This window comes from Pantoea sp. GbtcB22, from assembly GCF_019091025.1.
GTDB lineage: Bacteria > Pseudomonadota > Gammaproteobacteria > Enterobacterales > Enterobacteriaceae > Pantoea > Pantoea leporis.
Genome location: NZ_JAGXKB010000011.1, coordinates 97,003 through 115,523 on the forward strand (window position 1 = coordinate 97,003; position 18,521 = coordinate 115,523).

Annotated in this window: 18 protein-coding genes; 7 read left to right on the forward strand and 11 right to left on the reverse strand. The window is 56.2% G+C overall.

The features are described 5' to 3' along the window. Nucleotides 1-150 precede the first annotated feature (150 nt). The 5 genes from KVT28_RS23430 to KVT28_RS23450 all read left to right on the forward strand — a co-directional run bounded on the left by KVT28_RS23430 (nucleotide 151) and on the right by KVT28_RS23450 (nucleotide 5,610). The gene (locus KVT28_RS23430) at nucleotides 151-1,218 is read left to right on the forward strand and encodes a LacI family DNA-binding transcriptional regulator (RefSeq protein ID WP_101760652.1); all 1,068 of its coding nucleotides are present in this window, start codon (nucleotides 151-153) and stop codon (nucleotides 1,216-1,218) included. Next, nucleotides 1,218-2,186 carry a nuclear transport factor 2 family protein gene (locus tag KVT28_RS23435; RefSeq protein WP_110868187.1) on the forward strand — a complete coding sequence of 323 codons (969 nt, stop codon included), beginning with the start codon at nucleotides 1,218-1,220 and terminating at the stop codon, nucleotides 2,184-2,186. The genes KVT28_RS23430 and KVT28_RS23435 overlap by 1 nt, the downstream gene beginning before the upstream one ends. Before the next feature lie 152 nt (nucleotides 2,187-2,338). Continuing rightward, nucleotides 2,339-3,493 (forward strand): ester cyclase, encoded by a 1,155-nt coding sequence (locus KVT28_RS23440; protein WP_061720303.1) that lies wholly within the window; start codon nucleotides 2,339-2,341, stop codon nucleotides 3,491-3,493. Then, nucleotides 3,490-4,788, forward strand: coding sequence for a histidinol dehydrogenase (gene hisD / locus KVT28_RS23445; protein ID WP_101760649.1), 1,299 nt, complete (start codon nucleotides 3,490-3,492; stop codon nucleotides 4,786-4,788). The genes KVT28_RS23440 and hisD overlap by 4 nt, the downstream gene beginning before the upstream one ends. 63 nt (nucleotides 4,789-4,851) lie before the next feature. Further along, nucleotides 4,852-5,610, forward strand: a complete 759-nt coding sequence (locus KVT28_RS23450) for a CDP-diacylglycerol diphosphatase (RefSeq protein ID WP_217550437.1) — start codon at nucleotides 4,852-4,854, stop codon at nucleotides 5,608-5,610. 83 nt (nucleotides 5,611-5,693) lie between these two features. Here the strand turns inward: KVT28_RS23450 and tpiA are convergent, their stop codons facing one another. The 3 genes from tpiA to fpr form a co-directional block, all read right to left on the reverse strand. Beyond that, nucleotides 5,694-6,461, reverse strand: coding sequence for a triose-phosphate isomerase (gene tpiA, locus KVT28_RS23455; protein WP_008109693.1), 768 nt, complete (start codon nucleotides 6,459-6,461; stop codon nucleotides 5,694-5,696). Between the two features lie 120 nt (nucleotides 6,462-6,581). After that, complete coding sequence (locus tag KVT28_RS23460; protein WP_101760647.1) at nucleotides 6,582-7,172, reverse strand: YiiQ family protein; 591 nt, start codon at nucleotides 7,170-7,172, stop codon at nucleotides 6,582-6,584. Between the two features lie 106 nt (nucleotides 7,173-7,278). Next, nucleotides 7,279-8,025, reverse strand: a complete 747-nt coding sequence (gene fpr, locus KVT28_RS23465; RefSeq protein WP_110868182.1) for a ferredoxin--NADP(+) reductase — start codon at nucleotides 8,023-8,025, stop codon at nucleotides 7,279-7,281. A 283-nt stretch (nucleotides 8,026-8,308) separates the two neighbouring features. Here fpr and emrD point away from each other — a divergent pair, with 283 nt between their 5' ends. Then, entirely contained in the window at nucleotides 8,309-9,505 is a 1,197-nt protein-coding gene (emrD, locus tag KVT28_RS23470) for a multidrug efflux MFS transporter EmrD (protein WP_254633627.1), read from the forward strand. Here the strand turns inward: emrD and glpX are convergent. The 3 genes from glpX to KVT28_RS23485 form a co-directional block, all read right to left on the reverse strand. Then, nucleotides 9,495-10,505, reverse strand: a complete 1,011-nt coding sequence (glpX, locus tag KVT28_RS23475; RefSeq protein ID WP_101760644.1) for a class II fructose-bisphosphatase — start codon at nucleotides 10,503-10,505, stop codon at nucleotides 9,495-9,497. The two genes, emrD and glpX, sit on opposite strands and share 11 nt — an antisense overlap. Before the next feature lie 96 nt (nucleotides 10,506-10,601). Further along, entirely contained in the window at nucleotides 10,602-12,110 is a 1,509-nt protein-coding gene (gene glpK / locus KVT28_RS23480) for a glycerol kinase GlpK (RefSeq protein WP_110868179.1), read from the reverse strand. Nucleotides 12,111-12,140: 30 nt separating this feature from the next. Then, nucleotides 12,141-12,989: an MIP/aquaporin family protein gene (locus KVT28_RS23485; protein ID WP_061720295.1), complete on the reverse strand. Its 849-nt coding sequence runs from the start codon at nucleotides 12,987-12,989 to the stop codon at nucleotides 12,141-12,143. 420 nt (nucleotides 12,990-13,409) lie between these two features. Between KVT28_RS23485 and zapB the strand changes: the two genes are divergently transcribed. Beyond that, entirely contained in the window at nucleotides 13,410-13,649 is a 240-nt protein-coding gene (zapB, locus tag KVT28_RS23490; RefSeq protein WP_007885384.1) for a cell division protein ZapB, read from the forward strand. Between the two features lie 50 nt (nucleotides 13,650-13,699). Here the strand turns inward: zapB and rraA are convergent, their stop codons facing one another. From rraA to cytR, 5 genes are all read right to left on the reverse strand, one after another. Further along, entirely contained in the window at nucleotides 13,700-14,185 is a 486-nt protein-coding gene (rraA, locus tag KVT28_RS23495; protein ID WP_061720294.1) for a ribonuclease E activity regulator RraA, read from the reverse strand. 154 nt (nucleotides 14,186-14,339) lie between these two features. Further along, a complete protein-coding gene (hslU, locus tag KVT28_RS23500; RefSeq protein ID WP_007885388.1) occupies nucleotides 14,340-15,677 on the reverse strand; it encodes an HslU--HslV peptidase ATPase subunit in 1,338 nt (445 codons plus the stop codon). Between the two features lie 5 nt (nucleotides 15,678-15,682). Then, the gene (gene hslV, locus KVT28_RS23505; protein ID WP_101760642.1) at nucleotides 15,683-16,219 is read right to left on the reverse strand and encodes an ATP-dependent protease subunit HslV; all 537 of its coding nucleotides are present in this window, start codon (nucleotides 16,217-16,219) and stop codon (nucleotides 15,683-15,685) included. 89 nt (nucleotides 16,220-16,308) lie between these two features. Further along, nucleotides 16,309-17,217: a cell division protein FtsN gene (ftsN, locus tag KVT28_RS23510; RefSeq protein ID WP_217550439.1), complete on the reverse strand. Its 909-nt coding sequence runs from the start codon at nucleotides 17,215-17,217 to the stop codon at nucleotides 16,309-16,311. 151 nt (nucleotides 17,218-17,368) lie between these two features. Next, entirely contained in the window at nucleotides 17,369-18,406 is a 1,038-nt protein-coding gene (cytR, locus tag KVT28_RS23515; RefSeq protein WP_061720292.1) for a DNA-binding transcriptional regulator CytR, read from the reverse strand. Between the last annotated feature and the right edge of the window lie 115 nt (nucleotides 18,407-18,521).

Genomic DNA, 18,521 nt, shown 5'->3' on the forward strand with positions numbered 1-18,521 from the left:
GAAAAAAAAGTTATTGAGTGTTGCATACGCATGCAAAAAAGGTGTAAGAGTAAAAAACACACACCGAAGCAGGTGAGTCCGGTTGATGAAATTGGCTACAATGCCCGGCAGTCACCCGTGCATCAGTGTGCTAAACAGGAAGATAACGCCATGAAACGTAAGACCTTCGGTCCAGTGACCTCACAACAAGTTGCGCAGCACGCCGGCGTTTCACAGTCTGCGGTATCGCGTACCTTCACGCCGGGCGCCAGTATTTCACCGGCCACGCGTGAAAAGGTGCTGCAGTCTGCCCGTGAGTTGGGTTATCGACCCAACGCGTTGGCGCGATCGCTGAACACCGCACGTTCGCGCATCGTTGGTGTGGTGATCTCCTGTTTCGATAATCCGTTTTATCCCCATGTGCTGGAAGCGTTGGGGCGTGAACTGGATGCGCTTAACTACCATCTGCTGCTGTTCGTCAGCGATCGGGATAGCAATGTTGACCGCATTTTCGATCAGATCATGCAGTACCGCGTGGATGGCATTGTGCTGGCATCCGGCGCGTTATCCGATGCGTTATCCGAAGAGTGCCACGGCGCGGGCATTCCGGTGGTGCTGTTCAACCGCACCGCCGAAAGCGAAATGGCGTCAAGCGTGAATACCGATAACCGTGCCGCCGCACGTCAGATCGCCGAATTTCTGTTGGCAGGCGAACATCAACGCTTTGCCTGCATTACCGGCGCGGACAACGCTTCGGTAAATCAGCTACGGCTGGACGGTTTTCGCGAGGCATTGCGCGCGCGCAACATCGACGTCACGGTGTTAGCGGGTCAAAACGACAGCGAGCAAACCGCACAGGCGGCGCGTCAATTGTTCAGCAGCGGCACGCCGCCCGATGCGGTGTTTGCCGTCAACGATCATATGGCGCTGACGGTTATGGATGTGGCGCGTTACGAGTTTGGTCTGCGCATTCCGCAGGATGTGTCGGTGGTGGGTTATGACGATGTTGGTCCAGCGGGCTGGCCTTCGTATGCGCTGACGTCTATCTGTCAGCCGGTTGAAGTGATGGTGCAACGCACCATTGGCCTGCTAATGCAGCAAATCGACAGCGCGGTGATGGCACCCGAGCAAATTGTTATTCCCGGCACGTTGGTAGTACGCCACTCCGCGCGGCGTCCGCGTCACGGCGTGGTAGAAGAGAACGGCCAGCTGCTATTTCGTTCAGAGGAGGTTGAGTAATGCGATTGCCGGGTTTCAGTCCCCAGTTTGATTCTATTCAGCAGTTTATTCTGACGTTAACCCACGTGGTATGGGAGCAGAAGGATATCGGGCAGCTGGCTGATTTCTACGCCACGCCGGTGGTATTTCACACGCCGGAAAAGCGCCTGACCGAACTCAGCGATTTCATGCGTTTGACGCTGGAAGCGTTACATTGCTTCCCGCAGCGTCAGGTGCTGACCGAAGATATTCTCACCGCGCGTGAAGGCGATACCTGTTGGTACGCCTCGCAGCGCACGCAGGCACGTATTCAGCATCTGGGCGAAGGCTTCTTTGGCGCGCCGAGTGGCAAAACGGTTTGGGTACGTACTTTCGCCGATCGTATTTGTCGTGATGGGCTGGTGGAGCAAGAGTGGCTGCTGCAGGATCGCGCGGGCATTCTTGCGCAGATTGGTACCAACGTGGCGGAGTTTGCCCAGCATCTAACGCAGATGCGCCAGCAGCAAGGGCTGGAGATGCCCGCGCCCGAAGAGCTGGAAGCGCGTTGGGCTGGCGGCCCGGATGGCGATGATGCCGAAGGAACCATCGCGGGTTTGATTGAGCGCTATCTCAGCATGTGGGCCGGCGGCAACAGCGGCGTGGTGCCAGGTGTTTATCATCCTGCCGCCACCTTGCACGGACCGGGCCACAGCAGCTTTACCGGCGAGCAGGAGATTGGCAGCTTCCTTTCCGGCTATCGCGCCTCATTCGCTGACAGCGAAACGCAGCTGCATCATTTGGTGGTGCGCCGCGATGCCAACGAACCGGTGCGCATCAGCCTGCGCTGGTCACTGTTGAGCTGGCATGACGGCTACGGAAAGTTTGGTCCGCCGTCGCGCAAGCCAGTGTGTATTTCCGGTATTTCTCATTTGGAATTACGTGATGGCGTCATCATGCGGGAATATTTAGGTATTGATGAACTCTCAATCTGGTTACAGCTACTCAGCTGATTAATCAGCACTTTTAAATAACGCATCACGTCACGGTAATTAATCCCTTAATTACCGACGGCGTTCTGCACCCTGAATTCAGCCGGGTGAATCGGCAGCGCTTGATTGCGAGGACCGCGCTCACCCTTAATTCGTCAAAAGCAGGAGTGTTTATGTCTACAACGGATACGGCTAATAAAGCCACCGCCAGTGAAAAGAGCGCAGAAAAAACCTCAGCACGCACCCAGGCCGAACCGGTTTTGCAGGTTGAGCGACGGGATTTTGTCGATCTGGTTCCAGAAAACCGTGCGCGGGTGCAGCCAATGCGCGGTTTCGATCCCTGCTATACCGATATCGTTGATTACATTGTGCGTTGTACCCACAAGATCTGGGATGAGCGCGATGTCGGGCTGATCTACAGCCATTACACCCATAACTGCGTGTTATATAACGCATTGGGCACCATTTATACCCGTGAACAAGTGGTGCTCGATACCTTGCAACGTTTGGTCGCCTTCCCGGAACGTCGCGGCATGGCAACGCAGGTGATCTGGAACGGCAACGACGTTGACGGTTTTTACACCTCGCATCTGGTTACCGGTAGCGGCCGCCACACGCAGCCAAGCCAGTACGGTAAACCCACTAATCGCACCTTTACCACGCGTACCGTGGCGGATTGCATGATTCTGGAAAACAAGATTTACCGCGAATGGGTGGTGAGCGACAACATGTCGCTGATGCGTCAATTGGGGCTGGATACCGACCAGATCGCCTACAACATGGCGAAAGAGCAGTTTGATAAGGGTTTCCGACTGACGGAGATTGGCGAAAACCGTCGTCTGCTTGGCCAGTATCCGCCGGAAAGCGATCCGGATTACACGTTGGCGCACAGTGATACCGAAGCACAGGTGCTGGGCTGGCTGCACGAGATTTACAACAAACGCATGCTGGGCAAAGTGAAAGAGGTTTACGCCAGCAATGTGCAGTGGCACGGCCCATTGATGAAAGAGCTGTATGGTCAGGCATCGGTGATCCATCAGACGCTGGCGCTGATCGGCATGATCCCGGACGGCGCATGGATGCCGCAGCATATCTGCTCCAATCCATGTGAAGAGGGCGGCACCAAAGTGGCGGTGCGCTGGGTAATGGAAGGGCATCATCTTGGCTACGGCGAGTTGGGTAAACCGACGGGACAGCGTCTGCTGGTGATGGGCATGAGCCATTATCACGTGGTGAACGGCAAAATTGTTGATGAATGGGTGGTTTACGATCACCTTGCGATGCTGGCGCAGATCAAATTGGGACAACTGGCGGAGACGGAAGCATGAGCAAACAACGCGTGCAGTTTATCAAGCAAGCCGCGGGCGAGGATGCGCAGGCGGATGCCAGCCTGATCGCCACCGTGAGCGACATTATTAGCAACGTGCGTCAGCGCGGAGACGCGGCACTGCGTGATTACTCGCAGAAATTTGATGGTGTCGCGCCGGAGCAGCTGGAAGTTTCGGCAGCAGAGATCGAGCAGGCGCTGGCGCAACTCGCCGATCAAACCCGCCAGGACAGTGAGTTTGCCATTGCGCAGGTGCGCCGCTTCGCCGAAGCGCAGCGCGCCACCTTGCAGCCACTGGAGATTGAGACGTTGCCGGGCGTTCATCTGGGGCATCGCATCATCCCGATTGAAACCGTGGGCTGCTATGTGCCGGGCGGACGCTATCCGATTCTCTCCGCGCCGGTGATGTCTATCGTGCCAGCGGTGGTGGCGGGCTGCGATAACATCATCGCCTGTCTGCCGCCGGGCGCTCATCCGGCAATGATTGCAATTTGCCACTTGGCCGGAGCGCACCGCATTTTCAAAGTTGGTGGTGCGCAGGCCATTGCCGCGATGGCATACGGCACCGCATCGCTGCCGGCGGTGGACAAGATCGTTGGGCCGGGCAACGCTTTCGTCAATGAGGCGAAGCGTCAGGTATTTGGCAAAGTAGGTATTGATGCGTTGGCGGGGCCGAGCGAAATCTTTATCGTCGCCGATGACAGTGCTGATCCGCGCGTGCTGGCAGCGGATCTGCTGGCGCAGGCGGAGCATGACGTGCGCACGCGTGTTGGGCTGGCCACCACCAGCGAACGCGTGGCGCATGCAACATTGCGAGAAATTGAGGCGCAGCTGGCATCCTTGCCGACGGCGAAAACGGCTGGTGAGGCGTGGCAGCGTCAGGGCGAAATTGTTCTCTGTGCCGACGAGGATGCGATGGTGGCGTACACCGATGAAATCGCCACCGAGCATCTGCAAATCCATGCGCGCGATCCCCATGCGCTGGCGGCGCGCATCCGCAATTACGGATCGCTGTTTATCGGGCAAAACGCCAGCGTGGTGTTTTCTGATAAATGCTGCGGCACCAACCACACGCTGCCCACCATGGCGGCGGCACGTTACACCGGCGGATTGTGGGTCGGTGCGTATCTGAAAACCTGCACGCATCAATGGATTGACGATCAGGGCATCGCCGCCATCGCTGCTCCTGCGGTGCGCCAGAGCCGTACCGAAGGGATGCAGGCGCATCGTCGTGCAGCGCAGATTCGTTTGCAGCCAGAAAAACTCGACGCCATCCTGCGTGGCGCGGAGGATTAGTCCGTGACTTTCATCACCTGCCAGGCGAGGATGCTGGCAGGTGATGAACAGAGGAATCGGGCTATGCAGGGCAGTCGTCGTACCCTGAAGTTACTTACCGCTTTATTGGTGCTGTTGATTGTCGGACTGATCGCCGGCGCCATCCATTTCCATAAAAACTCTAACGCCTTATGGCAGATCATCAGCGAAAAGTGCGTGCCGAATATGGCGGCGACGGGCAACCCAGCGCCATGCCAGCAGGTGAATAGCGCGCAGGGTTACGTCACGCTGAAAGATCTCAACGGGCCGTTGCAGTATCTGCTGATGCCGATCGAAAAAATCACCGGCATGGAAAGTCCCATCATTCTTGAACCTGCTACACCAAATCTGTTTGCCGAAGCCTGGCAACAGCGCGGATTACTGGCGCAAAGGCACGGCGCGCCGATTCCCGATAGCGCGCTGTCGCTGGCCATCAATGCGCAATACGGGCGTACGCAGAATCAGCTGCATATTCATATTTCCTGTCTGCGTCCGGATGTGCGCCAGCAGCTGGATGCACTGGCACCGAGACTGAATGCACAGTGGCAGAGTGAAACGCTGCGCAAGCATGGTTATCTGGTGCGGGCGCTTTCTAGGCAAGAGCTGTCGCAGCAGAGTGCGTTTATCCGTCTGGCGGATGAAGTGCCGCATGCGCGCAGCGAGATGGGGAAATATGGCCTGGCGCTGGCACAGTTGCCGGATGGCCGTTTAGCGCTGCTGGCGCTGGAACGTAACTGGCTGAAACTGAACAGCGGTTCGGCGGAAGAGCTGCAGGATCATAACTGCAGCATATTGCCGCAATAACCCTTTTTCGTAGGGACGCAATTAATAGCGGCCAATAAAAAAGGCGGCTAATCAGCCGCCTTTTTTGCATCGAAAACGAGAACTTACGCGTTTTTCGCTGCTGCTGCCGCTTTCACGATTACCGCAAAAGCATCCGCTTTCAGTGAAGCACCGCCAACCAGCGCGCCATCGATATCTGGCTGGGTGAACAGCTCAGCGGCGTTTTTGTCGTTGACCGAACCGCCGTACTGAATGATCACTTGCTGAGCGATAGCCGCATCTTTCTTCGCGATATGGTCACGAATGAATTTATGCACCGCCTGAGCCTGCGCTGGCGTCGCTGATTTTCCGGTACCGATAGCCCAAACCGGCTCATAAGCGATGACTGCGCCTTCGAACGCCGCGGCGCCCTGCGTTTCCAGCACAGCGTCGATCTGACGTGCGCACACTTCTTCCGTTTTGCCCGCTTCGTTTTCTGCGTCAGTTTCACCGATGCACAGAACCGGCACCAGACCCGCTTCTTTCACTACGGCAAATTTCTTCGCGATGAATTCGTCGCTCTCTTTGTGGTAGGTGCGGCGCTCAGAGTGGCCGATGATGATGTATTTCGCGCCAACGTCTTTCAACATGTCTGCGGAAGTTTCGCCAGTGAATGCGCCAGACAGATTAACGTCAACGTTCTGAGCACCCAGAGCAATGTGGCTACCGGAAATGGCGTGTTTCGCCAGGTCCAGATAGATGGCTGGCGGTGCAATCGCGACGCCACAACCATCAACACCAGACAGCTCTTTGCGCAGGCCTTCAATCAGCTCTTTGGTGATCTGCTTGCTACCGTTCAGTTTCCAGTTACCCATAACCAGTGGATGTCGCATTCTTTCCTCCGCATAACGCGATTCATGAAATAGCGCTGCCATCGGGCAGCGATGTCTGCGAGACAGTATAGAGATCAAATGTGTTGCTGGCTTTGCTTTTCGTCATTTTTGCCGGTGCGATCAGGGCGTCGCGAGCGCCAGTTTTATCGGTTCAACGGCGAAGGTCAAACCCTTGTCGCCGTTGTCTGCCACCACGAAACGCAATGCACCTTCGGTGCGGGCAAAATAGCGCGCACCTTTACCGGCGCTCAGCAGGGAATCGAGTTTTTTACGCCCCTCTTCGGGCGACAAGCCGGGAATGAAGAAGCGCAGCAGGGCGGTCATGTAATCCATGGCGCGAGCCTGCGCGGCTTTCATATCGGGACCGGGAACCGGCAGCCAGGTGATTTGCAGGGTTTTGATTTTGCCGGTGCCTTGCTCCAGCGCGGTTGAGGCATACAGCGTTTCGCTGATTTTGCTGGCGGCACGCGTCAGATTGCTTTTATCGCCGCGACTATCAATCGCGCGATACTCCTGCAGCAATGCATTGGGATTAGCAGCGTTGTACTTCTCACGGAACTGAGCAACGGTCATATCGAACGTCGGCGCACCCGCGAGCAGATAGGGCGCTGCAGGCAGATGATCGCTACGATCCAACGCGGGTGCATCGTCCGCCCAGGCGGGAAATGTCAGTGCGAGGCCAAGCAGCAGCGCGACTGGCAGGTTGTTCATTGCTTCGGCCCTAAATCATTCACTTAGCCCACGATTAGAACGGTTTTTACCGGGCAAAGTCAAAACCCACACTGGGAAAAATCTCAGATTATTCGCTCCGCGCCAATTACCAGTAATGCTCGCTGGTCATGTGGCCGGGTTTGCGTTTGAAATGTTTGCGCATCTCACGCGTATCTTTCAGCAACTGCTGGGTATCGCGCACCATCTGTGGATTGCCGCACAGCATCACATGGCTGGTTTCTGCCGTCAGCGGCAAGCCAACCGCACGCTCCAGTTCTCCGCTTTCAATCAACTGCGGTACGCGGCCGTGCAGCGAACCGGCGATCTCTTCGCGGCTCACCACCGTTTGGATGTGTAACTTGCCCTGATAGCGCTGCTGCAACGCCTGCATCAAGGGCAGGAAGCTCAGGTCATCGGCGAAGCGCGCGGCGTGTACCAGCACAATATTGTCGAAACGATCCAGATCTTCGCCCTGTTGCAGGATCGATAAATAGGGGCCGATCGCCGTACCGGTCGCCAGCATCCACAGCGTTTGGCAATCTGGAATTTCGTCGAGCACAAAGAAACCCGCCGCCTCTTTAGTGATCATCACCTGCTCGCCGGGCTGCAGCGCCTGCAAACGCGGGCTCAGTTTGCCTTCCGGCACCGTGACCAGATAAAACTCCAGCAGCGGATCCTGCGGCGCGTTGACGTACGAATAGGCGCGCTGCACGCGCTCACCGTCAATCTCCAGAGCCAGCTTGGCAAACTGACCTGCGGTAAAGGTATCAATCGGCGCTGCAACGCGCAGGCTGAACAGTGCATCGGTCCAGTTTTTTACCTCTTTCACTTCAGCATTGATCCACTCTGCCATGTTGGCTCCTTAATATTGTTTAGTTAGGTACATCATCGCCATCGGCCTAACGGATTTCCAGTCCATGCACGGGTAAAGGGCTCTCAGCGACAAACGCAGCGCACAGATCAGCAACTGTAGCGGGCGGTTTACAATCTGGACAAACAGCTTGACGGCTTGAGACATACAGCTTTGCCCGCGCCTCTCGATTTGTCACTGAATCCTGATATTTTTGCCGCCATAAATCCGAGGCGGCCTTTTTTGTGCTGCTTATTCTTTGTTTCTCAGGCAGACATTTTGTTCCATGTTGATAAGTAAAACGCAAAATCGCTTTCTGTTATTCATGCTGATCGTGCTGGTGGCGGTTGGGCAGATGGCGCAAACCATCTATGTGCCAGCCATGGCCAACATGGCCGAAACGCTTAATGTGCGCAGCGGGGCGATCCAGCAGGTGATGGCCGCCTACCTGATGACCTACGGCGGATCGCAGTTGATCTACGGCCCGCTGTCGGACAGTTTTGGCCGCCGTCCGGTGATCCTGATTGGCATGACGATCTTTGCCGTCGGCGCGTTGATCGCTATGTTCGCGCCCTCGTTGGATATTTTGGTGCTGGGCAGCGCGGTACAAGGTTTAGGTACCGGCGTGGCGGGCGTGATGGCGCGCACCATGCCGCGCGATCTCTACGCCGGCATCGCGCTGCGCCAGGCGAACAGCTTGCTTAATATGGGCATTCTGGTCAGCCCGCTGCTGGCTCCGGTGATTGGGGCGCTGCTGACGCATCTGTTTGGCTGGCACGCCTGTTTCGCCTTCCTGCTGCTGCTGTGCGTCGGCGTCACCGCGTCGATGGCGCGCTGGCTGCCGGAAACGCGTCCAGCGGATACGCCCGCCACGCCGTTCCTGCGCCGTTATGCCACTTTGCTGAGCGACGGCAACTTTGTGCGTTATCTGCTGCTACTGATTGGCGCGCTGGCGGGCATCGCGGTGTTTGAAGCCAGCTGTGGCGTGCTGATGGGCGGCGTGTTGGGGCTGGATGGATTAACCGTCAGCATCCTGTTTATCCTGCCGATTCCGGCGGCGTTCTTTGGCGCCTGGTTTGCCGGACGTGAGCAGAAATCCTGGCACACGCTGATGTGGTACGGCGTGAACAGCTGCCTGTTAGCGGGCTTGCTGATGTGGGTTCCGGCCTGGTTTGGCGTGATGAACATCTGGACGTTGCTGGTGCCGGCTGCGCTGTTCTTCTTTGGCGCGGGCATGCTGTTTCCGCTGGCAACCTCGGGCGCGATGGAGCCATATGCGTGGCTGGCGGGCAGCGCGGGTGCGTTAATCGGAGGCTTGCAGAATCTCGGTTCCGGCGTGGTGGCGTGGCTTTCTGCGCTGTTGCCGCAGCACGATCAATCCAGCCTTGGCATGCTGATGTTCGCGACGTCGCTGGTGATGCTGCTGTGCTGGTGGCCGCTCTCACGTCATCCGGAGAGCGGCAAGCAGGCGATTACAGGATAAATTGATGCAGCGCCGCGTCTTTGCGATCCAGATAGTGGATTGACTGGATGCGGCGAATGGTGCGCGATTTACCGCGCACCAGCAGGGTTTCGCTGGTGGCGATGTTGCCGTTACGCGTGATGCCTTTCAGCAAATCGCCGGTGGTGATGCCGGTGGCCGCGAAGATAACGTTATCGTTGCGCGCCATCTGATCCAGCTTCAGTACCTGACCCGCTTCAATGCCCATCTCGGCGCAGCGTTGCAGTTCATTCTCGCCCAGACGACGATTCTCTTCGCTATCCCCTTTCACCTGGTGACGCGCCAGCAGGCGTGCCTGCATGTCGCCGTCCATCGCACGGATCACGGCCGCCGACACCACACCTTCCGGCGCGCCGCCGATGCCGTACATCACATCCACTTCGCTATCCGGCATACAGGTCAGAATCGAGGCCGCGACATCGCCATCCGGGAAGGTGAACACGCGCACGCCGAGCTGCTGCAGCTGGGCAATCACCGCATCGTGGCGGGGCTTGGCCAGAATCGATACCGTTAACTGGCTGAGCGGTTTGCCCAATGCCAGCGCGATGTTTTTCAGGTTGATATCAAGCGGCAGATTGAGGTCGATGGCGCCACGTGCGCCCGGTCCAACAATCAGCTTTTCCATGTACATATCAGGTGCGTGCAGGAAGCTGCCCTTATCACCAACCGCCAGCACCGCCAGCGCATTGGCCTGGCCCATCGCCGTCATGCGTGTGCCTTCAATCGGATCGACCGCGATATCCACCGCGTCGCCACGGCCGGTACCGACTTTCTCACCGATATACAGCATCGGCGCTTCGTCGATTTCGCCTTCGCCAATCACAATCTGGCCATCGATATCAATAGTGTTGAGCATAATCCGCATGGCGTGAACGGCTGCGCCGTCGGCCGCATTTTTATCGCCGCGTCCTAACCAGTGATAGCCCGCCAGAGCGGCGGCTTCAGTCACGCGGGAAAATTCAATCGCGAGTTCTCGTTTCATGGTGGCACCTGACAAAAAACAGGCAGGCAGTTTAACACAGCGGGGAAGCGGGACGGGGGAAAAACCCGCGGCAGGGCACCGCGGGTCAGCAGGATGTTACTCTTCGTCTTCCCACGCTTTGGCGCGAGCGACGGCTTTCTTCCAGCCCGCATAACGGACGTTACGTTCGGTGGTTTCGATGCTTGGGCGGAACTCACGCTCAATCACCGCTTTAGCGCGAACTTCTTCCAGGTCGCCCCAGAAACCGACGGCCAGGCCAGCCAGATACGCCGCACCCAGCGCCGTGACTTCACGCACTTCCGGACGCTCAACGCGCGTGCCGAGAATGTCAGACTGGAACTGCATCAGGAAGTTGTTGGCGACCGCACCACCATCCACGCGCAGTGACTGCAGGCGGGTGCCAGCATCGTTCTGCATCGCTTCCAGTACATCGCGCGTCTGGTACGCAATCGACTCCAGCGTGGCACGGATGATGTGGTTAGCGTTCGCACCGCGCGTCAGACCGAAAATCGCGCCGCGTGCATACGGGTCCCAATAAGGCGCGCCCAAACCGGTGAAGGCCGGCACCATATATACGCCGTTAGTGTCTTTCACTTTCAACGCGAAGTATTCAGAGTCGGTTGAATCACTGATCAGCTTCATCTCATCGCGCAGCCACTGAATCGACGCACCACCGATAAACACCGCACCTTCCAGCGCATAGTTCACTTCGCCGCGTGGGCCGCAAGCGATGGTGGTCAGCAGGCCGTGCGTCGAAGTCACGGCTTCGGTGCCGGTGTTCATCAACATAAAGCAGCCGGTGCCGTAAGTGTTTTTCGCCATACCTGGTTGTACGCACAGCTGGCCATACAGCGCCGCTTGCTGGTCACCGGCGATTCCGGCGATAGGAATACGCGTACCGCCTTTACCACCAATGTTGGTCTGGCCGTACACTTCGGAAGATCCTTTCACTTCTGGCAGCATTTCACGCGGGATATCGAGGATCTCCAGCATGCGCTCATCCCACTCCAGCTTGTGGATGTTGTACATCATGGTACGTGAGGCGTTGGTGTGATCGGTGACGTGCACACGTCCCTGCGTCATTTTCCAAATCAGCCAGGTATCAACGGTACCGAACAGCAGTTCGCCGCGTTTTGCACGCTCACGTGCGCCTTCAACGTGGTCAAGAATCCACTTCACTTTGGTGCCGGAGAAGTACGGGTTAATCACCAAACCGGTGGTGTGCTGGATGTACTCTTCCAGACCCTCTTTCTTCAGTTTGTTACAGTAATCTGCGGTGCGCGGATCCTGCCAGACGATAGCGTTGTAAACCGGTTTGCCGGTCTCTTTATCCCACACGATGGCGGTTTCACGCTGGTTGGTGATACCAATCGCCGCGATTTGATCGGAGTTAATATCGGCGTGCGCCAGCACTTCCACCAGCGTCGAGCTTTGTGACGCCCAGATATCCATTGGGTCATGTTCAACCCAACCCGCTTTCGGGTAGATCTGGGTAAATTCGCGCTGAGAAACCGCAACGATGTTGGCATCATGATCAAGCACCACGGCGCGTGAGCTGGTTGTGCCCTGATCGAGTGCAACTATATATTTTTTATCAGTAGTCATTGTGCTGTCCTGATGTGGTATCGATGAAACTTACGCTTTACGCTGCTGAGCGCGCGCAACCGGTTTTTCTGCTGTGCTGGCTTCCGCGACGTTAACTGGCAGATGGCGGCCAATCAGCGAACGGTAACCAAAGGCTCCGAGGCAAGCACCGACCAGCGGGCCAAAAATCGGAACCAGGAAGTAAGGAATATCTTTACCACCGGTGAAGGCGACGTTGCCCCAACCAGCGAAGAAGGCGAACAGTTTTGGACCAAAGTCACGCGCCGGGTTGAGTGCGAAGCCGGTCAGTGGACCCATTGAGCCACCGATGACCGCCACCAGCAGACCAATCAACAGCGGAGCCAGCGGACCACGCGGCACACCGTTGCCGTCATCGGTCAACGCCATAATCACTGCCATCAACACCGCTGTAATCACCATCTCAACCAGGAAAGCCTGAGCTACGCTGATGTGCGGGTTCGGGTAAGTCGAGAAGATACCGGCCAGATCGAGGCTTTCAACACTGCCGCGCACCATTTGATGGCCCGCTTCGTAATCAAAGAACAGATTGTAGTAGAGACCGTAAACCAACGCGGCAGCGCAGAACGCGCCGGCAACCTGCGCCAGAATATAGGGAACAACTTTGCGACCTTCAAAATTAGCAAACAGGCACAGCGCGACGGTAACGGCTGGGTTAAGATGCGCGCCGGAAACGCCTGCGCTCAGATAGACTGCCATGGAGACGGCTAAACCCCAGATAATACAAATTTCCCACTGACCGAATGACGCACCGGCCAGTTTCAGTGCAGCAACGCAGCCTGCACCAAAGAAGATAATCAAACCTGTACCGAGAAATTCAGCGATGCACTGACCTTTTAGTGTGTTAGTTGTCTGACTCATAATGGCATTCCTGAAGCGAGGTTAAATTTTATCAGTTTTTGTTCTCATCCATGAGTCGCCCAGCTATCAATGTAGGGTTGATGTGAATTTATCGTTAACGAGCATAAACGAGAAATAGCGAAATTGAAAACTGTGTACTGCGTCATAAAAATGCGCGTTTTCGCGTCTTTTGCGTTTCTTTAAAGCCCATTCACCGCGCTTTACTGGTCGATGCTGACGTGATCGCGCACACAGATGCGCGAAGATGCGCATTTTTTTAGGCATAGACTGAAAAGTGTTACAGACTGCCCTCGCAGGCCTTGTGCCGCTGGACTTGCTGGGTTTGGCTACATACAATCGAGTCATCGTGGCTGAGCGCACTGTAATAAGGCATGCACTAGCCCCATCAACGCCTTGCAAGATTTAGGAGAGGTCAGAAAGATGTCATTTGAAGTGTTCGAGAAACTGGAAGCGAAAGTACAGCAGGCGATTGATACCATCACTCTGCTGCAGATGGAAATTGAAGAGCTGAAAGAGCAAAACAACACGCTGAAAAACGAAGTCAGCCAGGCTTCAGGCAACCAGGATGCACTGGTGCGTGAAAATCAGCATCTGAAAGAAGAGCAGCATGTCTGGCAGGATCGTCTGCGGGCACTGCTGGGAAAAATGGAAGAAGTTTAAGCGTCAATGCTTAAACCAACGGGTGCCGCGGCACCCGTTTTTGTTGCGGCTTACTCGATGTCGAGCGCGTCTTCAGACAGGATGATGCCGGTATTGTCGGCATACAGATGGTCGCCAGAGAAGAAAGTCACGCCGCCGAAGTTAACGCGCACGTCACTTTCGCCAATGCCTTCACCCGCTGCACCCACCGGAATCGCCGCAATCGCCTGAATGCCGATTTCCAGCTCTTCGAGATCGTCAACCTGACGCACCGAGCCGTACACCACAATGCCTTCCCACTCATTTTGCGCCGCCAGACTCGCCAGCTGAGCATCGACCAGTGCGCGACGGACCGAACCGCCGCCATCCACCAGCAATACGCGACCCCGACCGTTCTCTTCCAGCAAATCGTAGAGTAAGCCGTTATCTTCGAAACATTTCACTGTGGTGATTTGACCACCGAATGAGCTGCGCCCACCAAAGTTCGAAAAAAGCGGTTCAACAACATTCACAGCTTCGTGGTAGATGTCACAGAGTTCAGATGTATCGTATTTCATGAGGGTTTTCGTCTGTTTGCCACAGGAGCGCTAAGTATATCGCTATCTGGCGATTGTTGGCAAAATCATCAACCGCCAAAAAAAGCGTTGCATCAATATCCTGCGTAAAAAAAAGCCCGGCACAGTGGCCGGGCAGAGATTTCGCGGGTGAAGCTTACAGAATGAAGCGGCTGAGATCTTCGTCGGCCACCAGCTCATCCAGATGCTTACCAACGTACTCGGCATCGATAGTGATCGACTCACCGTTACGATCGCTGGCGTCATAGGAGATATCTTCCATCAGACGCTCCAGCACGGTATGCAGACGACGCGCACCGATGTTCTCGGTGGTCTCGTTCACCTGCCATGCGGCTTCGGCGATACGCCGCACTGCGTCATCGGTGAAGTCGATGTTGACCCCTTCGGTGCCCATCAGCGCTTTGTACTGCACGGTAACCGAGGCGTTTGGCTCGGTCAGAATGCGCTCGAAGTCATTGACGGTCAGCGCCTGCAGTTCAACGCGAATCGGCAGACGGCCTTGCAGTTCTGGGATCAGATCTGACGGGCTGGCGACCTGGAACGCGCCGGAAGCGATAAACAGAATGTGGTCGGTTTTCACCATGCCGTGCTTGGTGGAAACGGTGCAACCTTCAACCAGCGGCAGCAGGTCGCGCTGTACGCCTTCGCGTGACACGTCTGGACCGCCCGCATTCTGGCCGCCGCGCTTACAGATTTTGTCGATTTCGTCGATGAACACGATACCGTGCTGCTCAACCGCATCGATGGCATCCTGCTTCAGCTCTTCCGGGTTCACCAGCTTGGCCGCTTCTTCTTCAATCAGCAGCTTCATGGCTTCTTTGATTTTCAGCTTACGCGGTTTCTGCTTCTGCCCACCGAGGTTCTGGAACATCGATTGCAGCTGGCTGGTCATCTCTTCCATGCCGGGAGGCGCCATGATCTCAACGCCAGCCGATGAAGCGGCCAGATCGATCTCAATCTCTTTGTCATCCAGCTGGCCTTCGCGCAGTTTCTTGCGGAAGGATTGACGCGCTGCCGATGGCTCAGCCGCTTGTTCAGCCTGGCCCCAGTTATTTTTCGCGGGTGGGATCAGCACATCCAGGATGCGCTCTTCCGCCATCTCTTCCGCGCGGTACTTGTTCTTCTCGATTGCCTGGCTGCGCACCATCTTGATGGCAGAATCGGTCAGATCGCGAATGATGGAATCAACCTCTTTACCGACGTAACCGACTTCGGTGAATTTGGTGGCTTCCACTTTGATGAACGGTGCGTTAGCCAGTTTGGCTAAGCGACGGGCGATTTCGGTTTTACCGACACCGGTTGGACCAATCATCAGAATGTTTTTTGGCGTCACTTCATGGCGCAGCTCTTCGTCGAGCTGCATGCGGCGCCAGCGATTACGCAGGGCGATCGCGACCGCCTTCTTTGCGCCGTCCTGGCCGATGATAAAGCGATTAAGCTCGCTGACAATCTCGCGTGGAGTCATCTCAGACATGATGTTTAGTCCTTAGCCTTAGACGGTAATGCTTCGAAGTTAATATTGTGGTTGGTGTAGATACAGATATCGCCAGCGATGTTCAGCGCTTTCTCCACGATATCGTGTGCACCAATGTCGGTGTTTTCCAGCAGCGCGCGTGCCGCTGCCTGGGCGTAAGGCCCACCAGAACCAATTGCGATCAGGTCATTTTCCGGCTGGATAACGTCGCCGTTGCCGCTGATGATTAATGAGGCGTTTTCGTCGGCCACCGCCAGCAGCGCTTCAAGGCGGCGCAGCATGCGATCGGTACGCCAATCTTTAGCCAGTTCGACCGCCGCTTTCACCAGATGGCCCTGGTGCATTTCCAGCTTGCGCTCAAACAGTTCAAACAGGGTGAAGGCATCTGCGGTACCGCCAGCAAAGCCGGCGATCACTTTATCGTTGTAAAGACGACGGACTTTTTTAACGTTGCCTTTCATTACGGTATTGCCGAGCGTAGCCTGGCCATCACCGCCAATCACTACCTGGCCGTTGCGTCGTACACTTACTATTGTTGTCACGGGCAGACCCCTTGTTGCAGTAGAAAAGGAACTCCGCGCACTCGGCGCGGAGTATCATGCAACCAGATATGGGGTAGGAAAAAGGGGTTTCAACCCCCAGCAGCGAGGGGAATACAACTTCCGTGGCCGGAACTGTGTAAGCGTTTGACTGTGCTGTCGGCGCTGCTGCGATCTTTGAACGGCCCGATCACCACGCGATTCCAGCCACCGCCGGTGGTAATGCGGCTCTCAAATCCTTCAAATGCCAGACCGGCGCGCACGGATTCCGCCTGATCGGTACCTTTGAACGAACCACACTGCACCATCCAGCGTTGTGAAGCGGCTTTCTCTTCCGCTTTCGCCTTGGCCGTTTCCTGCGGCTTGGTTTGCTGCGTTGGCTCACGCGTGATCGGCGCAGCTTGCTGTTGCTGCTGCTGACGCGCGGCCTGTTGTTGCTGCAACTGTTGCTGGCGCTGCTGCTGCTGTAACTGTTGCTGCTGACGTTGCAACTGCTGCTGTTGTTGTTGCTGAACCTGCTGTTGCTGCACCTGCTGACGCTGCAGCGTTTGCTGGCGCTGCGCCGGGGTTTGTTCGTTCCACGGCACTTCGTTCAACTGCGTCGGCTGCTGGCGCATATCGGCCTGCATCTGCTCCAGCAGCTGGCGCTGTTCATCGGTCAGCTGAGTTTGTGATTGCACGCCACCAGCCGAAGGCTCAGTTGGCGACGGAACGGTAATTTGGCGATTTTCCAGCTCTTTGATGTACTTCCAGCGCTCTTCCGGCTTCGGCGGCAGGCCGTTACCGTTGGCTTTGTGGTTTGGAATGACCTCAATCTCTTCTTTCTTATGATGCGAGATAAACCATAAACCACCGGCAAAGGTGACCAGCACGGCCGCGGCCAGTACCATCATGAGCTTTGAAGTGCCTGATCCGCCTTTGCTTTTCTTGCTGCGGCTGGCGGGTTTTTTGCGACGCGTCCCTGTTGAACGCCCGCGGCCTACATAATCTTTCTGTGCCACTTTCGTTCTGCTACCCTTCAAAAAAATGCCAATGGGCATGTAAATGTGCTGTTAATTGCCCGGCAATGAATGCGCCATGTTACGCAAGGGCTGGAACTTTGACCAGCACAGTCTGCCTTCAGAATCCGCTGAAAATGCAGGCGTCTACGCACTATTTCTCCCGTTTTGCCGCCGGTGCCGTACTGCCGCGCACGCGCAGCTCCGCATCCAGCAGGCGCGAACCGTTATTCACGCGTTTACCCTGCAGCTCATCAAGTAACAGCAGCATCGCTTCTCGGCCGATGGCAAAACGCGGCTGGGCCACGGTGGTCAGCGGCGGATCGTAGTATTGCGCCAGTTCGATATCATCAAAGCCCACCACCGACAGATCCTGCGGAATGCGCATGCCAAGTTTACGCGCCTGGTTCATCGCGCCCAGCGCCATCAAATCGCTATGGCAGAAAATCGCTTTCGGCGGCTGCGGCAAACTCATCAACTGCTTAAGCGCATTCGCGCCGGCTTCAAAGGTGAAATCGCCATGCACAATCATCGTTGGGTCGATGGCGATGCTGCTGCGACGCAGCGCCTGTATGTAGCCCTGCAAACGATACTGGCTCAGCGGAATGTGTTCTGGCCCGGTGATGCAGGCAATTTGGCGATGACCAAGCTGCAGCAGGTGATTCACCGCTTCAAAAGCGGCGGTGAGGTTATCGATATGGACCGTGGGTAATGCCATCTCCGGCGCAAATTCGTTGCCCATCACCATCGGCGGCAGGTTGCGCTGATCTTCAATGCCCGCCTCAAACGGCAGCTGTGAACCCAACAGCACCATGCCGTCGATCTGTCGCGTCAGCATTAAATTCAGAAAGGTTTTTTCCTGTTTATTCTGATGCGCGCAATCGCCAATCAGTACCAGATAACCTTCATGCGCAGCGGTGACTTCCACGCCGCGAATGATCTCACTGAAGAAGGGATCGCAGATGTCCGGCACAATCACCAGAATGGTTTGTGTTTCACCGCGTTTGGCATTGCGCGCCAAACCGTGCGGCGCATAACCCACGGCAATCACGGCTTTTTCGACCTTGAGCCGGGTAGCAGCAGAGACTTTTTCTGGATTCATCAACGCACGTGAAACCGTAGCGGTTGAAACGCCTGCTTTCTCGGCCACATCTTTCATGGTGGCGGCGGTGGAGGGTTGCTTCTGGTCCAACGTATAACTCCTGACGCGGTACAGCGCATTGATTTTCAGACATTACCGGGCTTCAACCGGGTCGGCACTATTGTTAACCCAAGGTCGCGTCGGGTTGTTACTTAATTTGCATAAA